Genomic DNA, 21,692 nt, shown 5'->3' on the forward strand with positions numbered 1-21,692 from the left:
GTTGTTTTCGTTGAGGCTCGCGTTTAGTCGGTTTCGATCACAGCGAGAATGGTGCGGACCTCGACTGAGGCACCTTCCTCAACCAAGATCTCAACCAGGGTTCCCGTGGCAGGTGACTCGAGGGTTTCCTCAACCTTCTCCGCCTCAACCTCCGCCAGGGGTTCGTCTTCATCGACGTGATCGCCCACCTTCTTGAGCCACTCGACGATTGCCCCCTCGCTCATTCCCATTCCCCACTGGGGCAGCAATACATCTATACGCGCCATCTGATTCCTCTTTCGTTATTAAACTGCGGCTGCGACCGGCTGAAGCGCCGGCAGGTCGACGACGCGCCGGATGGCGGCCGCAATGGTGGCCTTCGTCGGGTACATCTGCTTTTCGAGCGAGGGGCTAAAGGGAATTTGCATATCCGGTGCCGTAACACGAATGATCGGGGCTTTCAGGGAATCAAAGATTTCTTCCGCGACGAGCGCACTGATCTCTGCCGCTGCACCGCAGGTGCGGTGCGCCGGCTCGGCTACGACCAAGCGACCCGTCTTCGCCACCGACCGTAAAATGGCACCACGGTCGAGCGGAACGAGCGTTCGTGGATCAATGACCTCGACGGACACGCCTTCCTTTGCGAGTTCTTCCGCTGCAGCAACAGCCTCCGGCACTGAGCTTGAGATGGCTACGACGGTGACATCTGTTCCTACTCGCGCCGTGCGTGCCACGCCAAGTGGAATCCAAAACTCGTTCTCGTCTACGTCCTCCTTCGTGCTCCACAGGAGGCAGGCCTCGAAGCTGAGAATTGGATCGTCCGAATCGACCGCGGAGCGGAGCAGCCCTTTTGCGTCTGCGGGTGTGGCGGGGGCGATGATTTTTAGTCCAGGGACGTTCATGAACATCGGATATGGACGGTCCGAGTGGTGCGCGCCGGTGTTCAGTCCATAGAACATGGCAGAGCGGAAGACCACGGGCATCGAGGCCTGGCCGCCGAACATGTACCGGTTTTTCGCCACCTGATTCACGAACTGGTCCATAGCCATGTAGAGGAAGCTCGAGTAGGAGAGGTCGACTATCGGGCGCAACCCGGTCATCGCAGCACCAGCGGCCGCGCCGACAATGCCCTCCTCGGAGATCGGGGTGTTGCGAATGCGGTTCCTGCCGTACCGCTGCAGAAAATCACCCTTGTCACTGCGGGATTTCCCGCCGCCGGTAGTGCCATAGACATTCGCTTCTACGTCTTCGCCGATGATGATGACGCGCTCGTCGGCGTCCATGGCCTCGCGCTGGGCTGCGCCAATAGCACCCAAATAGCTCATCACAGTCATGCTGCGGACTCCTTGTCGCTGTAGAGGTCGTCGAAGGCGACCGAAAGATCGGGGTAGGGACTCGCGTCTGAGAATGCGACAGCCGCGTCGACCTCGGCGAGCGCAGTAGCTTGGAGACCATCAAGCTCATCGTCAGAAAATCCCTGCGATGCCAAATAGTGGCGAAAGAGCATAATCGGATCTTTTTTCAACCAGGCCTCGCGCTCATCGGCGTTTCGGTAATCCGTGCCTAATCTCAGCCCTTCAGAGTGTTCGTTGTACCGGTAGGTCATTACCTCCACCAGTGTGGGGCCGTCCCCGGCGCGCGCCCGTGCTACTGCTGCGGAGACCGCGTCGTAGACAGCCAGAACATCTTGTCCTTCTTCAACTCTGATTCCGGGCATCCCGAAGCCAGCGGCACGTTCGGAAATGATGCCCGATGTCACGGTGTGTGCCGGGGTGCTCAGCGCGTACTGGTTGTTTTCGCACAGAAAGATCATCGGGAGTTCCCACACGCCGGCCATGTTCATCGACTCGTAGAGGACACCCTGATTTGCTGCTCCATCGCCGAAGAAGGCGAGCGCTACTTTGCCGTTGTTCAACACCTTCGACGAGAGTGCTGCTCCATTGGCGATCGGGATCGAGGACCCCACGATGCCGGACTCGCCGAGGCTTCCCACCGCGAAGTCAGCGAGGTGCAGCGAGCCGCCCTTGCCTTTACAGACGCCCGTCGCCTTACCTACGAGTTCCGCCATGAGCGGGCCGAGCGGTGAGCCTTTTCCGATGGGGTGCCCGTGGCTTCGGTGGTTTCCACTCATGTAATCACCGGAGCCAAGGGCCATAGTGGCGCCCACGACCTGGGCTTCTTGCCCGATGCTGGTATGAACGGTGCCGGGAATGTGGCCTCGTTTCACCATCTTGGATGCGCGCTCATCGAACGCTCGGATTCTCAACATTCGCAGCTGCATTTCACGCAGGGTATCGCGTGCCAGTTCGGCCATTGGGAACCACCTTTCTCTTGACGTCTTCGTCTGCATTCACGACTGAATATTCATTCGCGTTATGAAACTCTATGCTACGCATTTCTGAGCCCCACTGCAAGCGATTCCGATGGGACATCAGACCAACCGAGTTGATGCCGTACAGCCGCCGGAATGACATGGTCCACTCGGTCAAGAATGTAGGTGGGCTGATCCGCTGCAGCAGTGCTCGCCACCGAGTCAAGGTCGGCGTCTCCAGTGAGCACGAGCGCAGAGTCCATCCCGGCATCCACAGCCATTTTCACGTCCGTGTAGAGCCGATCGCCCGTCATGAGGCATTGCTGCGGCCGTAGCCCGAGAGCTGCCATCACTGTTTCGAGCATGATCACGCTAGGCTTGCCGGCGTTCGCGACGCAGGCCGCACCGGTGCACGCCTCGATCGCCGCCACAATCGCCGCCGCATCTGGCTCACCGCGACCGCCAGGAAACGGGCAATAGCGATCAAGGTTGGTAGCCACCAGGATCGCATCCCGCTTCCACAAGGAATCGAATGCTATTTGAAGCTTGGAATAGTCAAACCCTCGGTCATAGCTCGCCAAGACGATATCTATCTTGTCGGGGTTAGACGACGTAGGGATGCCCGCATCCCGCAGGGCCGTAATCAGCGGTTGCTCAGCGATCGGGTAAACGATTTTGCCGGGGTGTTCGCGACTGAGCCAGGCGACCATGCTCACCACTGAGTTGACAACCTCCTCTGGCGTGACCTGAATGCCGAGTTTCGTGAGCTTGGATACATACATTGTCCGGTCGAGCGTTGGGTTATTTGAGAGAAACACCACCCGACGTTTCATCTGGCGGAGGTGTTCAAGGAGCTGGAACGCTCCGGGAAGTAACTCCTCGCCCAGGTAAATGGTGCCGTCCAGGTCGAACAGGTAAGCGTCGTAGACCCGTTCTGGTAGTGCCCGCGCTGCAGTGTCCCCCGTCGGCGGCCCGGACTCTTCGCGGGTCGTGATCGATTCACTCACGCCATCACTTCGATCCGGTCATGGAAAAAGGAGCGGAACGCGGGGTAGATCGCCGCATACCGGTGGTATAGGCCTTCGTAGGCGTCTGCCGCGGTCTGGTCCGGTTCATATCGGAGATCGGTGGCACTCATCGCCTCGGCGGCGTGGCGAATGCTGGGAAATAGCCCGGCCCCGAAGGCCGCGAGCATGCCAGCGCCCAGACAAGTTGTTTCTCTCTGGCGGGACAATACGACCGGCCGACCCAAAACATCCGCGAGAATCTGACACCAGAGCGGACTCTGCGACCCACCGCCCATGGCCACGAATTCTTCCACGGTGTCCCCCGTCGCCTGCTCAACCTGGTCTTGACTCACCCTCAGTTCAAATGCAACGCCCTCTAGTACTGCGCGGTAGATGTGCGCACGACGGTGCACGCCCTGAAGGCCCACCATGATGCCGCGGGCCTCATGGTCCCAGTACGGTGTGAGCGCTCCGTTCCAGTAAGGAACTATAAAAAGGCCGTCACTGCCACGGGGTACAACCGACGCTTCGGACTCAAGGGTCGCCTCGACCCCGCCGCGAAACTCCTCCGAGGAATGAGTGAACGTATCGATAAACCAGGAGATCATGTAAGTGCCTGCCCCCACGAACGTCTCGTACGCGAAGCTGCCCGGAATCGTACCCAGCATCGCTCGATACGCCCGGTCGGGCTGGTAGTGAGAGGAATACGTTCCGGAGATGAGGCCTGTACCGATATTGAGATACGCTCGCCCGGGCGCCGCGACCCCCGCGCCGAGGCCGGCGCACTGTCCGTCACCGGCTCCCGCAACGATGAGAGTGCCAGGGAGCAGGCCAAGAAGCTCGGCGGCATCGATCGTGAGGCCCCCAATCACCTCTCCGGGAAAGTGCAGGGCCGACAGTTGAGAGCGGTCGAGACGGAGGTGAGTCAGAACGGCTGCATCGTAATCGCCGGTTCGAATGTCGACGAGGCCGGTGGGGTCCATGCTTGCCGTCGAGGTTGCCCAGAGGCCGGTCATGCGGTGCACCAGATAGCCATGCACCTCGACGACGTGCGCCGTACGACGCAATACATCCGGTTCATGCTCGGCCAGCCAAAGCAATTTGTAGTACGAAACGGTCGTGTTCGGCGGCTTCCCTGTGCGGGTGTGCACATCGGCCGAACCAAACTGGTCCACCTGCTCACCGGCCCTGGAATCGAGCCAAAGCATCGCGGGTCGCACGGCTTCGCCGTCATCGTCGAGGCACACGAAACTCTCGCGCTGGTGGGTTACGGTCAGGGATACAACACGGTTGACGTCGAGGCCTTCGATGGCACTGCGCACCGCGCTTTGCATAGCTGTCCACCACTGGCGGGGATCTTGTTCGCCGCGCCCCGGCGCGGGGATACTCAAGTCAAGCTCGGCCCGCCCACTGGCAACCTCGGTGCCATCCGTGTTCCAGACACTCGCTTTCGCGCCGGTGGTCGAGCAGTCCACTGCGATGACCACGCGATCATCGCTCATGACGTCGGCTCACTCTCCGCCTGAAAGGCTTGTTCGATCACCACGTCCACGTCGGCCGGCGTCCACCAACCAAGGAGGAAGAGCAGGTCGATAACCGTGAAGCGGTCACGCATGAAAAGACAGTTTGCGACAGCCCACCGCCAGATTTCCGGGGTAACCCAGTCGTCAAGGTCGCCGGGCGTGGTCGGCGAGCCGGCAGCGAGCAGACCTGCAGAAAGCGACGCGGGCGCGGGGACCGTGGCGGCGATGGCGACACCATCTGAGACCGCACTGACGACGAGTCTCTTCATACGCTCGGGATCGGCGTTCCACGCTTTGATTTTGCGGACGTAATCCGACCAGCATTCTTCACCTCGACGGCCGGTCGCGTCGCACACATCGAACGCTCGCTTCACGTACTGTTCGAGATCGCCTACTGCGGGGAAACGTAGGGCGAACTCACCCTCGGCGACCCGGCGGCGTAATAGGTCCCACGCCGCGGATGCAACCTGAGTCGCAACCCCAACCTGCGCCCCGTGAAGGCCGATGGGCAGGCTGTGAGCGGCTGCATACATGTCCAGCATGTGCGAAACGACGTGCTCAACACCGGAGAGGCACGCCGTGGTACCTGCAATTCCAGTGCCCATTCCGCGCACGGCGAGCATTCGGGTGAGGTCAAGCACGGCTCCAGGAGCACCCTCGGCGAGCCCCGCGGCCCAGGTGGCGGGATCGCCAGCAAACTCGAGTAGGAAATCCCGCGGAGTAAGCCGAAAACTGTCGTCGAAGCCCAGGCGGTTGGCGAGTTCCCAGTCGGCAGGAGCGGTGTACAGCGAGAGCACCTCACCAAAACCGGCAGTGTTCATGGCAACGGGTGCGTCTGCGATCGTCGTCGTGTCGGCGAGCACGACATCGGGCCACCGGGACGGGATAGTGCGCTTCACCCCGTTGCGCAAGACCACCGAGACGTTGTCTGTGAATCCGTCGACGGATGCTGCGGTCTGCACGATCACGAGCGGGATTCCGCCTTGGCGGTCGGTGGCCACCTTTCCAATGTCCGAAATAGTTCCGCCACCGATCGCGACGGCGCAGTCGAAACCTTCAATGGCGGCCGTCGCAGTTTCAAGCGCGTCTTCGTCGGCGTGTAGCTGTCCCGCATGGCCGAGCACGACAGTCACAACCGCGAAGGTCTCAGCAAGAAGCTCGCACAGTTGCTGCTTGAGGTCGCGGCCGTCGCGCAGGATGGTCGTCTCGTCGACCAGCACTACGACTCGACGCAGCCCCTCCGGTGCGCTGGCTACTAAGCCTTCCACCGCCGGGACCAAGCCGAAGCTTGCTTCGGGCGAGATTACCAGTGAGCGGATGCCGAGCGGCACCAGTTCGACCGCGTCGTGTGTTGCGGCGATGACCGCGCGGATCGCGTCGAGGTCGGTGGGATCGGTGATTGTGGCGAATGCATTCATGTGTGTCTTCTACTCGACTTTCGGTCAGTGAGTACCGCGGCGGCGATAACTGCGCCGATAACCACTGGCTGGAGGTTAGCGGAGACGTTCAGCAACGACATTCCGTTGTTCAGGACTCCAATGATCAGGAGGCCGACGAACGTGCCAAGAAGGCTGCCGGAGCCGCCAGAGAGGCTGGCACCGCCGATGACCACTACGGCGATAACGTTCAAGAGGTCAGCAGCGCCGGCGGTGGGCTGAGCGGAGTCCAGTCGTGATGTGACCAGGAGACCGGCTACTGCGGCTAGTATTCCTGCGATCGTGTACACCAAAATTTTGGCGCGGCGCACGGGAAGTCCGGACAGGCGGGCCACTTCCTCGTTTCCGCCGATCGCATAGAGCGCGCGGCCCGACGGCCTGAACTTGAGCCAGAATGCTGCAATGGCGAATATCGCGACGAGAATGACGCCCTCGATTGGAATGCCGAGAATGCTCGTAGCTGTGATCGCAATAAACCAGTCGGGGAACCCCGTTATTGGGTTGCCATTCGTGATGAACAGCGCGAGCCCGGCCGCTGCCGACATGGTAGCCAGCGTTGCGATGAACGGTTGCAGTTTGCCATAGGCGGTGAGGATGCCGTTGAGGAGGCCGACGAGAGCGCCCACAGCCAGGCCAGCCAGGAGAGCGACCTCAAAAGGCCACCCGACCATTTTGTAGATCGCGGCCATGGACATCGAGCTGAGTGCCAGTACGGAGCCAACAGACAGGTCTATTCCTCCTAAGAGGATGATCAGTAGCGCTCCGACCGACATGACGCCGACGGCTGAGACTTGGCTAAGGATGTTGAGCAGATTGCGAGGCGTCAGGAAGTACGGGGACAGAAATGAAAGAGCGACGAATATCACGATCAGGCCGATCAGGGGACCCGGAATCTGACTCATTATCTGTCGGACTCGACTCGTGTTGCCAGACGCAGCAGACCACGGCGGGATATCACTGTGCGCAGGCTTAGAGTCTGGCCGAGACGGGGTAACGTTGTGCTCGACTATGGCCATGGTTCAGTTCTCCTGAGTGCTGATCGGCGTTTGGAACTCTTCTTCGCCATCAATCGGCGACTCGAGTGGGGATTCTTTCGGCACGTTGCTGAGTGCCAGGGCCATAACTGCTTCCGGTGTCGCGTCCGCGCGGTCGAGAATCGCGCGCTGGAGGCCACCAGACATCACGAGCACGCGGTGCGACAGGCCGAGCACTTCTTCGAGTTCTGACGAAACGACGATGACGCCGACTCCGGTTTCGGCGAGAGCTCTGATGGTCTCGTAGATTGTCATTTTCGCTCCGACGTCGACCCCCCTGGTGGGCTCGTCCAGGATGAGGATTTTGGGCTCGTTCACGAGCCACTTCGCCAGCAGCACTTTCTGCTGATTTCCTCCGGAGAGAGAGCCAACGGGAATGTCTAGGCGTCCCCGAATGTCAAGGAAATCTCGCAGCTTGTTCGCGGTGGCCGTCACCTTCTTCTTGGTGATAATTCCGGCGAAGCTCAGCTCTTTCTCCCACGGAAGGGTGATGTTTTCGGCACCGGTGCGGTCTAGGTTGAGTCCCTGGCCCTTCCGATCCTCGGGAACCATCGCGATCCCAGCGTCAATGCCCGACCGTGGGTTTCTGATCTGGACGATCTCTCCGTGCACCGTGATCTCTCCAGCGTCGGCCTGGTCTGCTCCGGCGATAGTTCGAACGACCTCGGTGCGGCCAGCTCCCACAAGACCAGCGAAACCAAAAATTTCACCGCGACGAACCTCGAAGTCAATGCCCGCAAATACTCCGGTCTTGCTTAATCCTGTGACAGAGAGAGCGATCTCGTCGGTAGCGGGCTTTGGTGCCCGGTGGGAAAAGACGAAGTCGCGGCCGACCATTGCCTTGACCATTTCGTCTTTCGAAATCTCATCGGCTGGCCAATTTCCCACCAACGCGCCGTCCCTGAGGCACACGATCATGTCCGCGACTTCTTTGATCTCTTCGAGGCGATGGGAGATGTACACGATTCCTACGCCACGTTGTCTCAACGCTGCGATTTGGGCGAAAACGTGCTGAGTTTCGGACTGCCCCAGTGAGGCCGAGGGCTCATCGAAAATGATGTATTTCGGTTCGCGGGAGAGGGCGCGTGCGATCTCGATTTCCTGCTGCGCCGCGATGGAAAGTCCTACAACGAGACGGCGAGGGTCAGTCTCAGAACCGACGAGCTCGAGGTATTCCCTCGCTTCGTCGTTAATGCGATTGCGATCGATCACTCCGCGGCGACGAGGTAGGCGCCCAATAAAGATGTTTTCCGCCACCGACAGCTCCGGAACCATACGAATCTCTTGATGAATAAGCGCGACGCCATTCTTTAATGCGTCTGAAGGCCGAGCTGGTTCGTAAGGAACGCCGTCAATGGTCATCGAGCCGCCATTGGCCTCAACTATGCCCGCGATAATCGACGACGTTGTCGACTTTCCGGCCCCGTTCTCGCCGATGAGTCCAATGACGCTTCCGGGCCGGAGCGTAATGTCAACGCCCTTGAGCACTGGAATCCCCCAGTAACTTTTGGAAAGCCCCACGCAGATGAGACCCGCAGAATCTACGCTCGCCGGGCCGTCGTAAGTTGTTTGTGCAAGTGTTTGTACCACTGTCATCCATTCATGGTGATCGGAATAGAACCGGTGGGAGAGGGTCTAACGCGGTTACCACGTCTCCCACCGGCGGTCTGTTCGATTACTTGAAGTCGGGACCGTAGAACTTCGCGGGATCGTTGTCCGCGACGTTCTCGCCCGTGACGAGCACCGTGTCCTGGTACTGCAGTTCGGGAATGTCGGCTCCGTTGCCCTCGGCAATCTTCACCGCGTCCTGCACCGACATTTGCCCCATAAGGTACGGCTGCTGCGCCATCGTGGCCTGGGTGAGTCCGTCGGCGACCGCCGTGAACATCGTCGGGAAACCGTCGATACCCACGAAGATCAGACCCGTACGGCCCTCCTGCTGCGCAGCCTTGGCTGCGCCCAGAGCCATAGCGTCGCTTTCGCCAAAGATTGCCTTCAAATTAGGATTTGCGGTCAGGATATTCTGCGCGGCGGTGAATGCCTTAGTCTCGTCCCAACCGGCTGATTCCTGAGCGACAACGTTAACGTCGGGGTAATTGACCAGTGCGTTCGCGCAGCCTTCGCTGCGCTGCAACTCCGCGGTAGAGCCGAGCGGGCCTTGAAGGATCGCTATGTCGCCGGATCCGCCGAACTGGTCAAACATCCAGGTGCACAGCTTCTCGGCGGCGGCGACACTGTCGGTCGCAATGTAGGTGGCAAGTTTGCCGTTGCCAGACTCTGGCTTCTGGTCGACAGCAATTATCGGAATACCTGCGTCATTGGCCAGCTTGACGCCGGCTGCTGCTGACGTCGCATCCTGAGCGATGAAAATGATGACGTCGACTTGCTGGGTGATCAAATCCTGAACCTGATTGACCTGCTGACCGGAATTGTTATTGGCAGAGAGGGTGACGAGTTTATAGCCGGCCTCATCGGCAGCCTGCTCCATCCCGTCTACGGCTGCGACATAGAAAAGTGATTTTTGATCCGCGACTGCGATCCCAATCGTTTTTCCATTACCGCTGCCGTCTCCTGCGACGTCGGCCGGGGCGACAGTCGCACTGCAGCCGGTGAAGAGCAAGGCGACCGACAACGCGGCTGCCGAAGCCACCATAACTGTCGGTCGAAATTTGATGCTGTGCATGAGTTTCTCCTTTGAAACAGACTTTTGCAGGAATGCATATTTATTCAAATGGCGATCGTTCATTCCATTCAGTACGAGTTTCGCACGACCGTGGAGGGGTGTCAAGAACCTCCATTGACGCGGCCCGGTCTGCTGCGACAATCCCGAACCATCGCTTTCACTGTGATCGGCTGGCACCAATAGCCAGCCCCTCTCTGCGTCACCGCCACCACCACCGCCGCATCCGCGTCGATCTAATCCACGAACCCGATTCCGATGGGCCGGCAATGAACGAGACCACAGCGGCAGAAAGGGCAACCAGTGTCGGTCCCTACATGCAGAACCAAGCCACCGCCTGCTTCGCAAGGCAGACTTTGTCCGCCATAGCGACGCCGGCATACCGCTGCTTTTAGTCGCAGCCGACGATGATCGTAAGATTCGTTTAGGGCGATATCGCCCCACGTCTCCGTCTATCTCGACCGAAGTCACTGGGTAGGATGCTCGTTCGATGCGTGTGAGGGGGGACCGAAGGACTTCAAATATCTGCACGACAGTTCAGAAAATATGACCAAAACCCGCTCTAAGACCGGTCATGGTAGCAAAAAACTCGACTTGACCGAGAGTTTTACAGCTGGGGCAGCTGGACTTGAACCAAGAACAAATAATGCTGAAGTTGGTAGCCATGGCGTACCTAGTACCCCGTGTTGAAACGGACTGATTGTGCCAATTGGGGATCGTCGAAGCTGACGTCGGTCACGTTATTCCTGACGCCGTCGCTTCGAAGTGGATATCCTTTGCGGGCCAGCGGAGGGCGAAAACCTCGAGGTGTTAACGCCACCTTTGAGGACGAAGGCTCCGGCAAAGGGAGAAGCCGCGATTCGAGTGAGCATGCTCTCCAACGGGTAGAGGCGCGCCAGTTCATCGACGTTCCGACCTTGCGCGCGTGCCAGCCTCTGGATCGGCAGGGAGGTCGAGGATACGCCGGCGGTCACAGCAGAATCTCCAACGCCGAGCGAATTGCCGGGAGCGTTTTGGGGAAGCTCTTCGCCATGCTGCGCAACTCCGATGACTAAAATCCTGGCCGGCACAGCCAGCGCTTGAGTGCTTCGTTTGCCTGTTCGGGGCCGTTCATGTCTCGTGTTCGGAAGGCGTCGATGATTGTTCGTTCGGCACCGTATAAACCAATTCGGACGCTCATGCGGAGGCCTGATCGGAATTGACCGATGACGCAACGGCAACGGATGCTGCAACAGATGCGGCGATCGAGGCTGTCGTTGGCACTTCGGCCGCGACCACATCGGCGAGGCTCGACGGGGTCGAATCATTCAGGCGCAGGTTGATGCCGCTGAGATCCTCGTAGAGTCGCGCCAGGCTCACCTGCCCGGCGCCGTCACCGTATTGGGCACGGGTGCGGCGGTAGAGCTGTTCCACCAGGCTGCTGAGTTCGGCGGGAACGCCCACCGACTGGGCCAGGTCGGTGGAGAGACCAAGGTCCCGCGGTAGCGGGGCGCTAAACTTTCTTCAGCGGATCATTTCCCCAATTCATCAGGGAGTAGCGCCAGCGCGAGTGCTCGACATCCGAATCCGGTTTCTGTGCCGTGTGTCGCTTCACGTAGCCGACCACCTTGTGCATATGTTCGATATCGGACACGGTCAGATCGCCCTTCTTCGTTCCAAGAATCGTCACGATCCTGCGTCCGGACCGATGCCCGATGGATTCCCCGCTACCATCGTCTTTCTGTCCGACCTCCTTGGATTGGTCTGTGTCGAGCCACGACGAGATCTCACTGGCGGTCATCGTGACCGCGCTTTTCCAGTCGTCCCAGATCGCATCGACATCGTTCGCTTTAGCTGCCATAACTCAATCATCCTGGTGATGATTCACATTGACAAGAGTGCGTGTTGGCTCAGTAGCGTGATCTGAAAATTCACGAAAGGCCTCAGTAAAAGGAGCATTCTTGGGCCTGTGCACATCCGATACCCGCGCATCGGACGAACTGTCGGCGGGTTGATAGTTGACTCCCCACTAGTACCTGGACACAGCCGTCCGTAGGCTGCGAACATGACAGATTTCAGCAAAGGCGACCGGGTGAGTTGGGCAACAGCTCAGGGGCGAACACAGGGGGAAGTCGTCGACAAGAAGACGAGCGACTTTGACTTCGCGGGCACAACGTTTCACGCCTCGAAAGATGACCCAAAATATATCGTGAAGTCCGAGAAGACGGATGCGGAAGCCGCGCACAAGGCAAGTGCCCTGCGCAAGCTGTCACCACGATAGAACAACTGGTAATCGAACAAACAGGCACTTCTATCTCACTGCCGGTACCTTCAGTTGGCACTGCATGAAGGGTGGCGAGGCTGGGCCGGGCTCCCCAACGAGGAGCGCGTGGTCGAGTACGGCGCTCGCTCGCAACGTCAACAAAGTGGGCCTCGGCTCGCCGCAGCTGCGCGGTCAACGGCCCGAAGGCATCCGGGTAGATGACCGTGTCAGCCTGACCCGACGAGAGACCCTGCGTGCGTACCAGCGCCACCCACCGGTCGTGATGTGCGGTCGCCGCCAAGGTCTCGAACGCCGCCGCGAGCTGCGCCACCGATCCCTACGTTTTCTGCTCCACCGCGGGAATCGCCGCCGCGTTAGTCGCCATCGCCGCAGCCAAGTTCGGCCCAAAAGTCGGTGGCGCAGCGACGGTGCTCCGCCAGGAAATGACCGTCCTGACCGGGGCGCTGCGTGCGGCGCACCACCGGTCTAGTGTGTGTGACCGCGCCCACTGTCGATGACCTCGATCGTGCTGTGGCGTCGATCGAGCAGGTCGCCATCCAAGCATCCTGTGAAACGCGGCGCCTCATGGGTCAGCAGGCGCAGGCGTTCACGGCGGCGGCCCTGCCGTTGTGTCGGAGCGTGTGAGTGGTTTAGCTGCAGTCTTCGTAGCTCGACCTGGCGTTCCCCAGTCAGAGCACACACGAGTACTTTGCAGGCGTCGCCCCGCCACGCCTCGAGGCCTTCCCTGACGGCGAAGACCACGATCACGAGGGCTGCGACCGAGTCCGCCCACGCCCAACCGAAAAGGGTATTCAGCAGCAGCCCGATTAGCAAGGCTGCGGAGAGATAGGAGCAGATCAGAGTTTGCTTCGAGTCGGCGACCGCCGAGGCTGAGCCCAACTCCCGACCGGCGCGACGTTCGGCGAAGCTCAGAAAGGGCATCGCTAGAAGACTGACCGCGGCCAGCACAATGCCGACCGTGCTGTGTTCCGCTTCTTGAACACCGAATAAGGACAGCCCGGCATCGACGGTCACGTACGCGGCGAGAGTGAAGAACGCCCACGCGATGACTCGCAGCGCGGTCTTCTCCCGCTTCTCCGGATCGGGGGCTGCGAACTGCCATGCCACCGCGGCCGCGGAGAGGACCTCAACGATGGAGTCGAGGCCAAAACCGATGAGAGCTGCTGAGGACGCCACACTTCCCGCCGCGATCGCAATGATCGCTTCGATGACGTTGTAGGCAATAGTCACCGCGACGATCCACCGAATCCGGCGACGGAGAATCTGCGTTCGGTCAAGCTGAATTTCAACGACTCGGTCGTCAGCGGAGAGGCTCATTCGTCGGTCACGCAGCACAGTGGCACGTCGCAGGCCTCATCGACGCAGCCGAGACCGTCGTCGACGGCGAGCACGACATTCACTAGGGCGACTAGCGCCTTCGTCACGTGGGGATCCGCGATCTCATAGCGAGTCGAGCGGCCTTCCGGAACGGCGGCCACGATTCCGCAGCCTCTCAGGCAGGACAGATGGTTAGACACGTTCGACCGCGACAAGTGCAGCTCCCGAGCCAACGCACCCGGATATCCCGGGCCATCGAGCAGGGACAGCAAGATTCGCGACCTGGTGGGATCGGCCATTGCTCGGCCCAACCGGTTCATCACGTCCACCCGAGAAACAATAGTCAGCATGCGCTGACATTACATCGAACGCTGACTAATTACCACCGGTCGTTTACGGCTAATCTTCTGGTTCCGTAGCCTTATAAGCGCGTTATCCATGAGCGGCGAGCGCAGCCTCGATTTATTGCTGGGTCGGAATTTCGGCCAGGCCATTCGGCGTCAGATAGATCTGGCAGGCGACGTCGCTCGTGCGACCGTCCGTGGGGAAGAGGTCAACACCGTCAACAAGGAGCTGAGGCCGACGCGGTGCTCGGCCTGATCGACCGAAGCGGAGCATCCGCTGCGTTCGATCACCCGCAGCCACGGGACTTCGACGATGCGACGATCGATGCTGCCCTCGAGAATGGGTACACCTACGACCGCATCCCGGCCGGCAGGACCGACCACACCATCGAGCACTACGGCTTTCTGTACGCGCTGACCTACAGCGGGACGTACCGGTTCGTTTCTCTGTTGCGGTGGCAACCGCTTGAATCTGTAGTGGAGTCGGTGAGGCCGATGCCGCGTTGCGACGATCTCTGGGCCGCCCCGCGCACAACGCGCATGGCCGAGCGCACGATCACGCTGTGAAAGACACCGCAGTAACCGAGCGTAAGCATACGGCCGAGCGGGATGAAGCACGATCGGGCGCCTACCTGCCCAAAGTTGGCGAGGCTGTGCCCGCACAACTGCGCACGCCCGGAAAGACTAAAACTCCCCAAACACCAGGACACGACAGCGGTGCTGTCAGGCCACTACCCGTTTCTCGCCGGGGCCGGACTCGGCTCGGCCGGCGTCTTCGTCGAGCAAGACCTCTAATCCGGTGAATCCTTCATCTACGACTCGTGGATGCTCTACCAACGAGGCCTGATCACCGCTCCGAACATCGTGCTGGTCGGAATCGTCGGCTCCAGTAGGTCCACGTTGGCGAAGTCTCTCTACGCCCGCTCGCTCCCCTTTGGGCGGCGTGTGTATGTTCCGGGCGATCCGAAGGGCGAGCACACTGCCGTGGCCGAGGCCGTCGGCGGCTAGGCGATCGTCCTCGGCCACGGACTGCGCAACCGGCTCAATCCCCTCGACGAAGGCCACCGGGCAGCATCCGTTTCGGACACCGAATGGTCGGCGCAGCTGGCTGCCCGGCGACGCGATCTGATCGGCTCCCTTACCGAAACCGCGCGCGATCGATCCCTCAGTCCGCTCGAGCACACGGCGATCGACCTCGCCCTGGCCGATGCCGTTCGCAGCGCCGAAGTGCCCATCCTGCCCATGGTGGTCGATTGCATGCTCTCCCCCAACTCCGAGGATGACGAGGACCTCCTGACCGAAGTCGAGCGGCTCGTCGGCCCTGCGCGCACTCGCATCGTCGCTGCTGGCGAACGCCGAAACGTGCATCGTCTACCGGTAAGAACCGGACCAACTCGGATCCACCGCGAGTGCGCTCGGACTCAGCCGAACCGAGCAGAAATTGCTGCCAGCACTCGGTACCGGTCAGGATCTTTGGCACATCGAAGATCGCAGCTTTGTCGTGCAGCATCAACTGCACCCCGACGAGCTGGTGACTTTTGATAGGACGCCGCGGATGACGGCAGGGCAATAGCTGCGCCACTTGTTCCGGATGCTACACCGAGCAGCGCGGCAAACCCAGGCTAATTCGACTTATTGGAGCGTGACTCAGTTCGGTGACTCGTGGCCGCGATTGTGAGGCACACGCCGCCGGAGATGGCGAGACCGACGCCCACCCACCAGTCATCCGCTTGGGACTGCCACGCTGAAATGAGGCTAAATACAGCCATCACGGCTAACATCCCTCCGAGTATCCATAGGACGAGCCTGAGCGGGCGCGGGACAGTTCCATTCATCTGTTAGACCTTTCAGTTCGCAATAGCCAGTGGAGGCAGTCGCGTCACTTCAGAAATGCATCAATTCTCATCTTCAACAAGCTCAGCAACGTCAAAATCGTCAGCTACTCCCCCACACACGTTCGCGGCCTTCGACATGACGGCGCGTTTACTGTCGGACGCTCGCGCTTCTGAGCTGATACGACAAATCACGGCTCGCGTACAGGGGGTCGTAAGTTGAACAGCATCTTCGTGCCGGAAAATTTTGTCGCTTGGGTGCGGATGAGGCGTGGGATCAGGCGAACGAAGACGACCATGATCATTAGCTCAACCAAAGTCTGAGTGACGACGACGAGTGGGGCAAAGTCGAACGCGACCGGCAAGGCCAGAACGAGCGGCAGGACGACGAGAGAGTTTCGGGTGACGCCGCTGAACACGATCGCCCGCCGTCCCGGCACGTCGATGCGTGCCATTCGGCCGGCGACGGCTCCGATCGGCACCATTGCGGCAGCGAACAGTACGTAGACGGGGATAGCAAGGAGCAGCGCGGCCAGCTTTTGCCCGACGCCGGTGATCTGCGACGCCACCACGACGGCGAGGGTGAGCATCATTAGCGGTACCATCGCCCCCAGCACGACGTCCTGCACGATCCGCCCGACACGGGTCTGGGCGGCGGCGAGCTGCGTCAACCCGGCCGCTGTGAAGGGTAGGGCGATCAAGAGCAGGAACGCGTCGACGAACGGTGCAAGGTCGACGGACTGTACGAATTCAGCCCCGACGAACAACCACAGATAGAGCGGGAGTAGCAGCATCTGGGCGAGCATGAGCAGCGGGGCGGCGGCGAGGAGGCGGTCCTTGGCGCCGCCGGCGATGCCGGTGAACACGATGACGTAATCCACGCACGGAGTCAGCAGCACGAACAGCACCCCGATCAGCACCACCTGGTCGTGGGCGACGATCCGAGATAGCAGGAACACGACGACCGGGACAGCCACGAAGTTGACCACAAGGATTGTGGTTAGAAACCGCCAATCGCGAAATGCGCGCCCGATCTTCGCGAACGGTACCCCCAGAAACGTCGCGTAGAGCAGAAGGCCGAGAACGGGGTTGATCGCGATCTCCGCCGGGTGCGCAAGTTCGGGAGCCAGAAGGCCGATCCCGACGCCGGCCGCGAGCGCGGCAAGGTATAGCGGCACCTGCTGCCGCTCCATCCACTCAACGCCCGTTCGCACACTCCCATCCTGTCAGGCTTGGTCGGGATCGCAGGCGCACCTTGTATTCAGTATCGAGGAGGCCTGGCCATGAATGCGCAGCGAGAAGCGAGGATGACACTCGCAGCGCTGTCCGAGCCCGGCGACACCGTCACGGGAGCCTTGGCCGCTCGGCTCGGCTCGGCTCGGCTCGGCTCGGCTCGGCTCGGCTCGGCGGAGACCGTGCAGCTGATCACCTCGGGCGTTCGACTACCCANGTGCAGCTGATCACCTCGGGCGTTCGACTACCCAACGGCATCGACTCCGCCGAAGGCGAGCTGTGGCGACGCCGGCTGGCCCCGCGCATCAACCCCGGTCAGATCGACCGGATCGTGGCCGACGTGGAGCGTCACGACCTGCGGATGCTGACACCAGATGACATCGATTGGCCCGGCGAACTGCAGCAACTCGGCACGAGCGCGCCTCAGAACTCGCCTCCCACGGCCGAACGATCATCTCCGACGGCGCCTACGGCATCGACGAATCAGCACACCGAGCAGCCATCATGTCCTTCCCCGGTTCGACGATCGCCGTGCTCGCCACCGGCCTTGACCGCCTCTACCCAACCGGCCACGAGCAACTCTTCGAACGCATCGAACAGAGCGGCGGTCTGCTCGTCAGCGAATTCCCGCCGGGCTCCGCTCCTACTCGGTGGCGCTTCCTCCAACGAAACCGGATGCTCGCGGCCCTGTCCGGTGCGACGGTCGTCGTCGAGGCAGGCCATCGATCCGGCTCCCTGAACGTCGCCGGGCAGGCCCACGCCTTGGGTCGACCTGTCGCCGCCGTACCCGGACCGGTGACGAGCCCGGCGAGCGCCGGCTGCCATCGCCTCATTCAGGAGGGGATCGCAAGCCTCGTCGCAGATGCGCAGGACGTGACCGACCTCCTGAATTCCACGGCTTGCTTCTCCGGAGATCGGACGTTCGCATACTCGGTCACGAGACGGTTCAGCCGCACCGGTCCGGACCTGAAATTCTAAGCGGATGAGCACCCAACGACCGCCGGCCGCGCTCGGCGACGAGCTGTCCAACCTCGGAATCGGACTTCTGATGTGTGCGGCAGTGTGGGCCCTGCTGCTTCGCGCTGCGGGTACCGTCGCGGCCTGGGCGACCAGGATTGCGCAACCGGCCGGCGGTCCGGAGTCTGGGCTCGCCGTGCTTCTCGATCCAGGAAACCCGTCGATGGTGCTGCAGGCACCGGGTTTGAACCCTTTTGCATACTGAGTGACGGCGATCGTGCTGGAGAGCCTGGCATCCACTGCAGCATTCTGGTTGTAGCGCATGTTTCGAGGCTTAGCACCCAAGGTTGACCCCGACCGCATCGCCGGTATCGCGACCCGGGCTGAGGTCATCCGTGCCGCGTCGCATTCGGCCATCATGAAGCGGGCGGCGCATCTTCGGCCGCCAAGGGCGACAGCTTCAGTGCCGAGGGCTGCGTGCACCCGTACCAGATCGAGCACAACGGCGAGACAATCGAACGAAAACAGTTCGTGCCAAAAAAGATCGGCCACGACCTCGCCCACACTAATTACGAAGTCGACCGTGCACGCCACGCACCGGTGGGCGCCGAGCACGACACCCCGGCAACGCATGAGGCGGGGCCCACCCGCGCCGGTGCATCCGTTCTCGGGCTGTGAGGTCGGCGATGTCACAGTCCCGAGTCGAGTGTGCATACCGCGATCACGATGACACGTTCCGAGAGAATTCGTTGGACGATCTCGACGGGCCGCTCACTGCGGAGCCGCCGCATCCGATCAATTGGAACCTCCTCAGGGCCGACGACGCCGAGGCCGAATGGATCGAACTCAACCGCTGGGTGAACTGGCTGCGACGCACCTACGGACTGCCGGCATCCGTTCTTCCACCGTTCTGGCACCGGCACCCCGAACTCGTCTGGGAACTCAGCGCGCTGCACCTGCACTGGCTCGGCGCCTACGATCCCGACCAGCTCGGCTCAGCCCCGCTCGGCTGGCACCGTGACTTCGCGGATGCCCGCCAGCACCTCCGCGACTGGGTGGCAGTCTCAAGGACCCGACTGGAACGCGACCGGCCCACTCGGCAGACTGCTGGCCAGGTGAATTGCCTGCCGACACGGTGGAAGACGTCGTCATCGGTGATCGTGACGAGGGCTTTGTGCAGTTCGCTTCCTGCCAGGTGTCGTCGGTGACGGTGCCGGTGTGTACAGCCGCTTCCCGCACCAACTGGGTCAACGCGGACAACTTCTGATCAAAGTCGACGGCGCCGGCCCGGCTGGCTGTGCTCTGCTCCATGGACTGTCCGGCCTGACGCCCAGACAGGGTGTGCGCCGCCTGACAGTAATCGCACCCATTTTCGTTGCCCACGGCCAAGGCAATGGTCTCTCGGCTGCGGGCGTCGAAGGTTCCGTGCGCGGCGATGGTCTCGGAGATGCCGTTGTGGGCGCCGATCACGGCGGGAGCGCGAGCCATTCCGGCGTGGATGTTAAGCAGCTTACCGACCTTCTTTTCCAGCTTGACGGCGATCTCGCGCGAGTTTTCGGGGGCGTTGGCGACTGTGTGGGCGGGACTGCGGGGCATAGCGACTCCTTGTGTCGTTATTTGTGTGTCGAGAAATTTTGAGCGGGCGCGCCTGGTTCTTCGCGGTGTGGCTCAGGTGTGTTCGTCGTCGATGCGGATGCCGCTGGCCAGGTCAAACGCAACCATGGCCTTGATCCGCCAGGCCAGCGGGGAGGGCAAGGGGTAGGACCACGCTGCGTTGGTCAGGAGCTGCTCGTCGGCTGTGACGTGATACTAACGGGCGATCCCCTTCCAATAACAGAGGGTGCGCAGCCAACTCTTCTCGATCGCCGGGGCCGTGACCGACTCCCGGGGGAAGTAGTGGTTGCCCTCGAGGTAGATCGGTTTCGCTGAGCGCGCGAGGACAGTGCCATGGTAACTGGCGGTGATCATGTCGTCCTCCTGGCGATGGTCTGTAAGGCTGCGGTGTCCTGGATGATGATGCGTCCCCGGCCTTGCCGGATCAGGTTGCGGACGGCTAACTCGGCCATGGTCTTGCTGGTCGCCTCCCGGGTCGCGCCGAGCCGGCCGGCGAGTTGTTCAGGGGTGAGTGTGACGACCGCTGCGTGGCCGAACCGGGGTGGGGGCGCTGCCGCCGCGAGTTTGACCAGGGTGCTCGCCACCCGGGCCACCAGGGGGGGCAAGGCAAGGTCGGTCAGGCGCTTCTCGAGCCGGACGACCTGTTCGCCCAGCAGTCGGGAGATTCGAACGGCAATGCGCGGGTCGGACAGGAGGAACCGTTCGACCTCGGCAACGCTGAGCTGAGGGTGGCAGATCGCCGAGTCTTCGATGGCTTCGGCATAGTTGTCGTACATCCGCTGGCCGACCAGCAGCATCTCCCCAAATACAGCTCCGGGTTCGACGATGGCCATGGTCAACGCCTTGCCGTCCTCGGTGACCTGGAAGACACGAACCCGACCCACATTGAGGATGAACAGGGTGGTAATCGGCTGGCTCTGCGAGAAGACGAGGTCGCCAGCCTAAAACATCCGGGCCGGCGCCATGAGGTCCATGGCCGCGATTTCGGCCGTACTCAGGTCCGCAAACAGGTCAACCTCGGTGAGGCAGCTGAACGGTTCTGCGGGTCCAAGCATCAACGGGTTAGCCTCTCGTACGTGCGGTGCCCACGGGCGCCGGTCCCCGGATGGAGTGGCGATCAGGTCGACTCCGCAGCTTTCATTCATGCCGACCTTTGAGCACACCAACGGCCGTGAGTCCTAGAATAGTCCCGTAGATCAGGTGCCCCATCAGGGAGAGGACGCTGGTCATGTCGACGCTGAACATCGGCATACCCAGCATCAGGGGCATCATCACCAGAGGTCCGAGAACCCACCAGATGGCACCGTAGACCAGCCCGACGAGGACGCCGCGGCCGGACCCGGTAAGCAGCCAGTTGCCGAATAGCACGGTCAGACCCAGGCCGATCACGATCGAGATCATCAGGTGCATCGCGAAGCCGACCCAGGCGGACGAAGACCCGACCATCGATGCAATGACGGGCAGCATGCCCATCAGTGCCATCATCATGCCGAAGACCACGCCGCCGGCCAGCCCGCCAACCACGCCGGCCAGGATGCGCCGGCCCAACGGGGCAGCGACGGTGCGGGGATGTTGTGCGCCAGTGTTGGAAGCGGACATTGAAGTAAACCTTTTTTCCCTAGCGAAATGTACCTCTAGCCAGAAAGCTAAGCGCCAGGCCGCCTCGAGTTCTGCGATCTGGGACACACAACCCCCGTGTTTTTTTCAGCCTCGTGTCCGAACAGGCCGCACCCCTGCTGGAGGGAATGCGGCCTGCCTGACACAACGAACCGGTGTTATTCGGTGACCTGGACGTCCTTCCAGAACGCGACGTAGTTGCTGTAGTCCCGGCCGACCCGAGCGAAGGACTCCGGATAGGGAGTGGGGTAGCTGAAGGCGCGGTCCTGCAACACGCTTCCACCGTCCTTCACACCGAAATACTGGCAGTCGCCCTTCCACGCGCAGGTATACGGTGTCGCGCTGGTGACCAGCAGGTCGGAGTTGACGCTTTGGGGCGGGAAATACCAGTTGCCTTCGATTTTGATGAGCTGGTCCTGGGGTGCTTCGGCGAGCACCGTGCCGTTGAGTACTGCCTTCATGGGAGTAAACCTTTCGTCCGCGAAATATCTATCCACGAACTGTAGATCTTCCCTGCGCGGAGTTCTGCGATCTGGAACAGATAA

The 21,692-nt window shown here is 61.2% G+C and carries 23 protein-coding genes and 5 pseudogenes; 7 read left to right on the top strand and 21 right to left on the bottom strand.

Annotated elements, in window-relative coordinates; genetic code table 11:
* Positions 1–23: 23 nt before the first annotated feature.
* The 11 genes from CXY71_RS05105 to CXY71_RS05155 all read right to left on the bottom strand — a co-directional run bounded on the left by CXY71_RS05105 (position 24) and on the right by CXY71_RS05155 (position 11,810).
* A complete protein-coding gene (locus CXY71_RS05105) occupies positions 24–266 on the bottom strand; it encodes a biotin/lipoyl-containing protein (RefSeq protein WP_092341282.1) in 243 nt (80 codons plus the stop codon).
* 18 nt (positions 267–284) lie between these two features.
* Positions 285–1,313 carry an alpha-ketoacid dehydrogenase subunit beta gene (locus tag CXY71_RS05110; RefSeq protein ID WP_104134598.1) on the bottom strand — a complete coding sequence of 343 codons (1,029 nt, stop codon included), beginning with the start codon at positions 1,311–1,313 and terminating at the stop codon, positions 285–287.
* Positions 1,310–2,293, bottom strand: coding sequence for a thiamine pyrophosphate-dependent dehydrogenase E1 component subunit alpha (locus tag CXY71_RS05115; protein ID WP_199184216.1), 984 nt, complete (start codon positions 2,291–2,293; stop codon positions 1,310–1,312). Before CXY71_RS05115 ends, CXY71_RS05110 begins: the two co-directional genes overlap by 4 nt.
* 74 nt (positions 2,294–2,367) lie before the next feature.
* Entirely contained in the window at positions 2,368–3,297 is a 930-nt protein-coding gene (locus CXY71_RS05120; protein ID WP_233198218.1) for an HAD-IIA family hydrolase, read from the bottom strand.
* On the bottom strand, positions 3,294–4,799 hold the full coding sequence (locus CXY71_RS05125; protein WP_104134599.1) for an FGGY-family carbohydrate kinase: 1,506 nt from the start codon (positions 4,797–4,799) through the stop codon (positions 3,294–3,296). The genes CXY71_RS05120 and CXY71_RS05125 overlap by 4 nt, the downstream gene beginning before the upstream one ends.
* A complete protein-coding gene (locus tag CXY71_RS05130) occupies positions 4,796–6,238 on the bottom strand; it encodes an iron-containing alcohol dehydrogenase (protein ID WP_104134600.1) in 1,443 nt (480 codons plus the stop codon). The genes CXY71_RS05125 and CXY71_RS05130 overlap by 4 nt, the downstream gene beginning before the upstream one ends.
* Positions 6,235–7,158 (bottom strand): ABC transporter permease, encoded by a 924-nt coding sequence (locus CXY71_RS05135; protein WP_233198217.1) that lies wholly within the window; start codon positions 7,156–7,158, stop codon positions 6,235–6,237. The genes CXY71_RS05130 and CXY71_RS05135 overlap by 4 nt, the downstream gene beginning before the upstream one ends.
* A 117-nt stretch (positions 7,159–7,275) precedes the next feature.
* Positions 7,276–8,886, bottom strand: coding sequence for a sugar ABC transporter ATP-binding protein (locus tag CXY71_RS05140; protein WP_104134602.1), 1,611 nt, complete (start codon positions 8,884–8,886; stop codon positions 7,276–7,278).
* Between the two features lie 79 nt (positions 8,887–8,965).
* Positions 8,966–10,036 carry a substrate-binding domain-containing protein gene (locus CXY71_RS05145; protein WP_233198215.1) on the bottom strand — a complete coding sequence of 357 codons (1,071 nt, stop codon included), beginning with the start codon at positions 10,034–10,036 and terminating at the stop codon, positions 8,966–8,968.
* Between the two features lie 1,110 nt (positions 10,037–11,146).
* The gene (locus tag CXY71_RS05150) at positions 11,147–11,413 is read right to left on the bottom strand and encodes a hypothetical protein (protein WP_104134603.1); all 267 of its coding nucleotides are present in this window, start codon (positions 11,411–11,413) and stop codon (positions 11,147–11,149) included.
* A 49-nt stretch (positions 11,414–11,462) separates the two neighbouring features.
* On the bottom strand, positions 11,463–11,810 hold the full coding sequence (locus CXY71_RS05155; RefSeq protein WP_104134604.1) for a DUF3140 domain-containing protein: 348 nt from the start codon (positions 11,808–11,810) through the stop codon (positions 11,463–11,465).
* A 204-nt stretch (positions 11,811–12,014) separates the two neighbouring features.
* Between CXY71_RS05155 and CXY71_RS05160 the strand changes: the two genes are divergently transcribed.
* Complete coding sequence (locus CXY71_RS05160; RefSeq protein WP_104134605.1) at positions 12,015–12,230, top strand: DUF2945 domain-containing protein; 216 nt, start codon at positions 12,015–12,017, stop codon at positions 12,228–12,230.
* Positions 12,231–12,698: 468 nt separating this feature from the next.
* Here the strand turns inward: CXY71_RS05160 and CXY71_RS05165 are convergent, their stop codons facing one another.
* Both CXY71_RS05165 and CXY71_RS05170 read right to left on the bottom strand, forming a co-directional pair.
* Positions 12,699–13,550 carry a cation transporter gene (locus CXY71_RS05165; protein ID WP_233204420.1) on the bottom strand — a complete coding sequence of 284 codons (852 nt, stop codon included), beginning with the start codon at positions 13,548–13,550 and terminating at the stop codon, positions 12,699–12,701.
* Positions 13,547–13,900: a helix-turn-helix transcriptional regulator gene (locus CXY71_RS05170; RefSeq protein WP_104134606.1), complete on the bottom strand. Its 354-nt coding sequence runs from the start codon at positions 13,898–13,900 to the stop codon at positions 13,547–13,549. The genes CXY71_RS05165 and CXY71_RS05170 overlap by 4 nt, the downstream gene beginning before the upstream one ends.
* 237 nt (positions 13,901–14,137) lie before the next feature.
* Between CXY71_RS05170 and CXY71_RS05175 the strand changes: the two genes are divergently transcribed.
* Complete coding sequence (locus CXY71_RS05175; protein WP_104134607.1) at positions 14,138–14,461, top strand: hypothetical protein; 324 nt, start codon at positions 14,138–14,140, stop codon at positions 14,459–14,461.
* A gap of 32 nt (positions 14,462–14,493) precedes the next feature.
* Positions 14,494–15,467, top strand: a pseudogene (locus CXY71_RS21840) (hypothetical protein); the annotation flags it as partial.
* Between the two features lie 450 nt (positions 15,468–15,917).
* On the opposite strand, the gene CXY71_RS05190 reads toward CXY71_RS21840, so the two are convergent.
* Positions 15,918–16,940 carry an arsenic resistance protein gene (locus CXY71_RS05190; protein ID WP_104134609.1) on the bottom strand — a complete coding sequence of 341 codons (1,023 nt, stop codon included), beginning with the start codon at positions 16,938–16,940 and terminating at the stop codon, positions 15,918–15,920.
* 403 nt (positions 16,941–17,343) lie between these two features.
* On the opposite strand from CXY71_RS05190, the gene CXY71_RS05195 reads away from it, so the two are divergent.
* From CXY71_RS05195 to CXY71_RS05210, 4 genes and pseudogenes are all read left to right on the top strand, one after another.
* On the top strand, positions 17,344–17,937 hold the full coding sequence (locus tag CXY71_RS05195; RefSeq protein ID WP_104134610.1) for a DNA-processing protein DprA: 594 nt from the start codon (positions 17,344–17,346) through the stop codon (positions 17,935–17,937).
* A 4-nt stretch (positions 17,938–17,941) separates the two neighbouring features.
* Positions 17,942–18,181 carry a hypothetical protein gene (locus tag CXY71_RS05200; RefSeq protein WP_104134611.1) on the top strand — a complete coding sequence of 80 codons (240 nt, stop codon included), beginning with the start codon at positions 17,942–17,944 and terminating at the stop codon, positions 18,179–18,181.
* Between the two features lie 212 nt (positions 18,182–18,393).
* A complete protein-coding gene (locus CXY71_RS05205; protein WP_104134612.1) occupies positions 18,394–18,594 on the top strand; it encodes a hypothetical protein in 201 nt (66 codons plus the stop codon).
* Between the two features lie 8 nt (positions 18,595–18,602).
* Positions 18,603–19,183: pseudogene (locus CXY71_RS05210) on the top strand (hypothetical protein).
* A 41-nt stretch (positions 19,184–19,224) separates the two neighbouring features.
* On the opposite strand, the pseudogene CXY71_RS22570 reads toward CXY71_RS05210, so the two are convergent.
* The 7 genes and pseudogenes from CXY71_RS22570 to CXY71_RS05235 form a co-directional block, all read right to left on the bottom strand.
* A pseudogene (locus CXY71_RS22570) lies at positions 19,225–19,512 on the bottom strand (carboxymuconolactone decarboxylase family protein); the annotation flags it as partial.
* 72 nt (positions 19,513–19,584) lie between these two features.
* Positions 19,585–19,884, bottom strand: a pseudogene (locus CXY71_RS21845) (DUF427 domain-containing protein).
* On the bottom strand, positions 19,881–20,123 hold the full coding sequence (locus tag CXY71_RS22340; protein ID WP_255412620.1) for a helix-turn-helix domain-containing protein: 243 nt from the start codon (positions 20,121–20,123) through the stop codon (positions 19,881–19,883). The pseudogene CXY71_RS21845 and the gene CXY71_RS22340 overlap by 4 nt, the downstream one beginning before the upstream one ends.
* A 147-nt stretch (positions 20,124–20,270) precedes the next feature.
* Positions 20,271–20,459 (bottom strand): annotated as a pseudogene (locus CXY71_RS22345) (Crp/Fnr family transcriptional regulator); the annotation flags it as partial.
* 12 nt (positions 20,460–20,471) lie between these two features.
* Positions 20,472–20,675 carry a hypothetical protein gene (locus CXY71_RS21850; RefSeq protein ID WP_233198213.1) on the bottom strand — a complete coding sequence of 68 codons (204 nt, stop codon included), beginning with the start codon at positions 20,673–20,675 and terminating at the stop codon, positions 20,472–20,474.
* On the bottom strand, positions 20,668–21,129 hold the full coding sequence (locus tag CXY71_RS05230) for a hypothetical protein (protein WP_233198212.1): 462 nt from the start codon (positions 21,127–21,129) through the stop codon (positions 20,668–20,670). The genes CXY71_RS21850 and CXY71_RS05230 overlap by 8 nt, the downstream gene beginning before the upstream one ends.
* Positions 21,130–21,305: 176 nt before the next feature.
* Complete coding sequence (locus tag CXY71_RS05235; protein ID WP_104134614.1) at positions 21,306–21,608, bottom strand: DUF427 domain-containing protein; 303 nt, start codon at positions 21,606–21,608, stop codon at positions 21,306–21,308.
* Positions 21,609–21,692: the final 84 nt, after the last annotated feature.

This window comes from Cryobacterium sp. Y62 (assembly GCF_002929785.1).
In the GTDB taxonomy this organism is placed as follows: Bacteria; Actinomycetota; Actinomycetes; order Actinomycetales; family Microbacteriaceae; genus Cryobacterium.

Coding starts and splice junctions, on each gene's coding strand:
- CXY71_RS05105 (WP_092341282.1), bottom strand. CDS start 266: ATGGCGCGTATAGATGTATTGCTGCCCCAGTGGGGAATGGGAATGAGC.
- CXY71_RS05110 (WP_104134598.1), bottom strand. CDS start 1,313: ATGACTGTGATGAGCTATTTGGGTGCTATTGGCGCAGCCCAGCGCGAG.
- CXY71_RS05115 (WP_199184216.1), bottom strand. CDS start 2,293: ATGGCCGAACTGGCACGCGATACCCTGCGTGAAATGCAGCTGCGAATG.
- CXY71_RS05125 (WP_104134599.1), bottom strand. CDS start 4,799: ATGAGCGATGATCGCGTGGTCATCGCAGTGGACTGCTCGACCACCGGC.
- CXY71_RS05130 (WP_104134600.1), bottom strand. CDS start 6,238: ATGAATGCATTCGCCACAATCACCGATCCCACCGACCTCGACGCGATC.
- CXY71_RS05135 (WP_233198217.1), bottom strand. CDS start 7,158: ATGAGTCAGATTCCGGGTCCCCTGATCGGCCTGATCGTGATATTCGTC.
- CXY71_RS05140 (WP_104134602.1), bottom strand. CDS start 8,886: ATGACAGTGGTACAAACACTTGCACAAACAACTTACGACGGCCCGGCG.
- CXY71_RS05145 (WP_233198215.1), bottom strand. CDS start 10,036: ATGAACGATCGCCATTTGAATAAATATGCATTCCTGCAAAAGTCTGTT.
- CXY71_RS05155 (WP_104134604.1), bottom strand. CDS start 11,810: ATGGCAGCTAAAGCGAACGATGTCGATGCGATCTGGGACGACTGGAAA.
- CXY71_RS05160 (WP_104134605.1), top strand. CDS start 12,015: ATGACAGATTTCAGCAAAGGCGACCGGGTGAGTTGGGCAACAGCTCAG.
- CXY71_RS05165 (WP_233204420.1), bottom strand. CDS start 13,550: ATGAGCCTCTCCGCTGACGACCGAGTCGTTGAAATTCAGCTTGACCGA.
- CXY71_RS05170 (WP_104134606.1), bottom strand. CDS start 13,900: ATGCTGACTATTGTTTCTCGGGTGGACGTGATGAACCGGTTGGGCCGA.
- CXY71_RS05200 (WP_104134611.1), top strand. CDS start 17,942: ATGAGCACCCAACGACCGCCGGCCGCGCTCGGCGACGAGCTGTCCAAC.
- CXY71_RS21850 (WP_233198213.1), bottom strand. CDS start 20,675: ATGAATGAAAGCTGCGGAGTCGACCTGATCGCCACTCCATCCGGGGAC.
- CXY71_RS05230 (WP_233198212.1), bottom strand. CDS start 21,129: ATGTCCGCTTCCAACACTGGCGCACAACATCCCCGCACCGTCGCTGCC.
- CXY71_RS05235 (WP_104134614.1), bottom strand. CDS start 21,608: ATGAAGGCAGTACTCAACGGCACGGTGCTCGCCGAAGCACCCCAGGAC.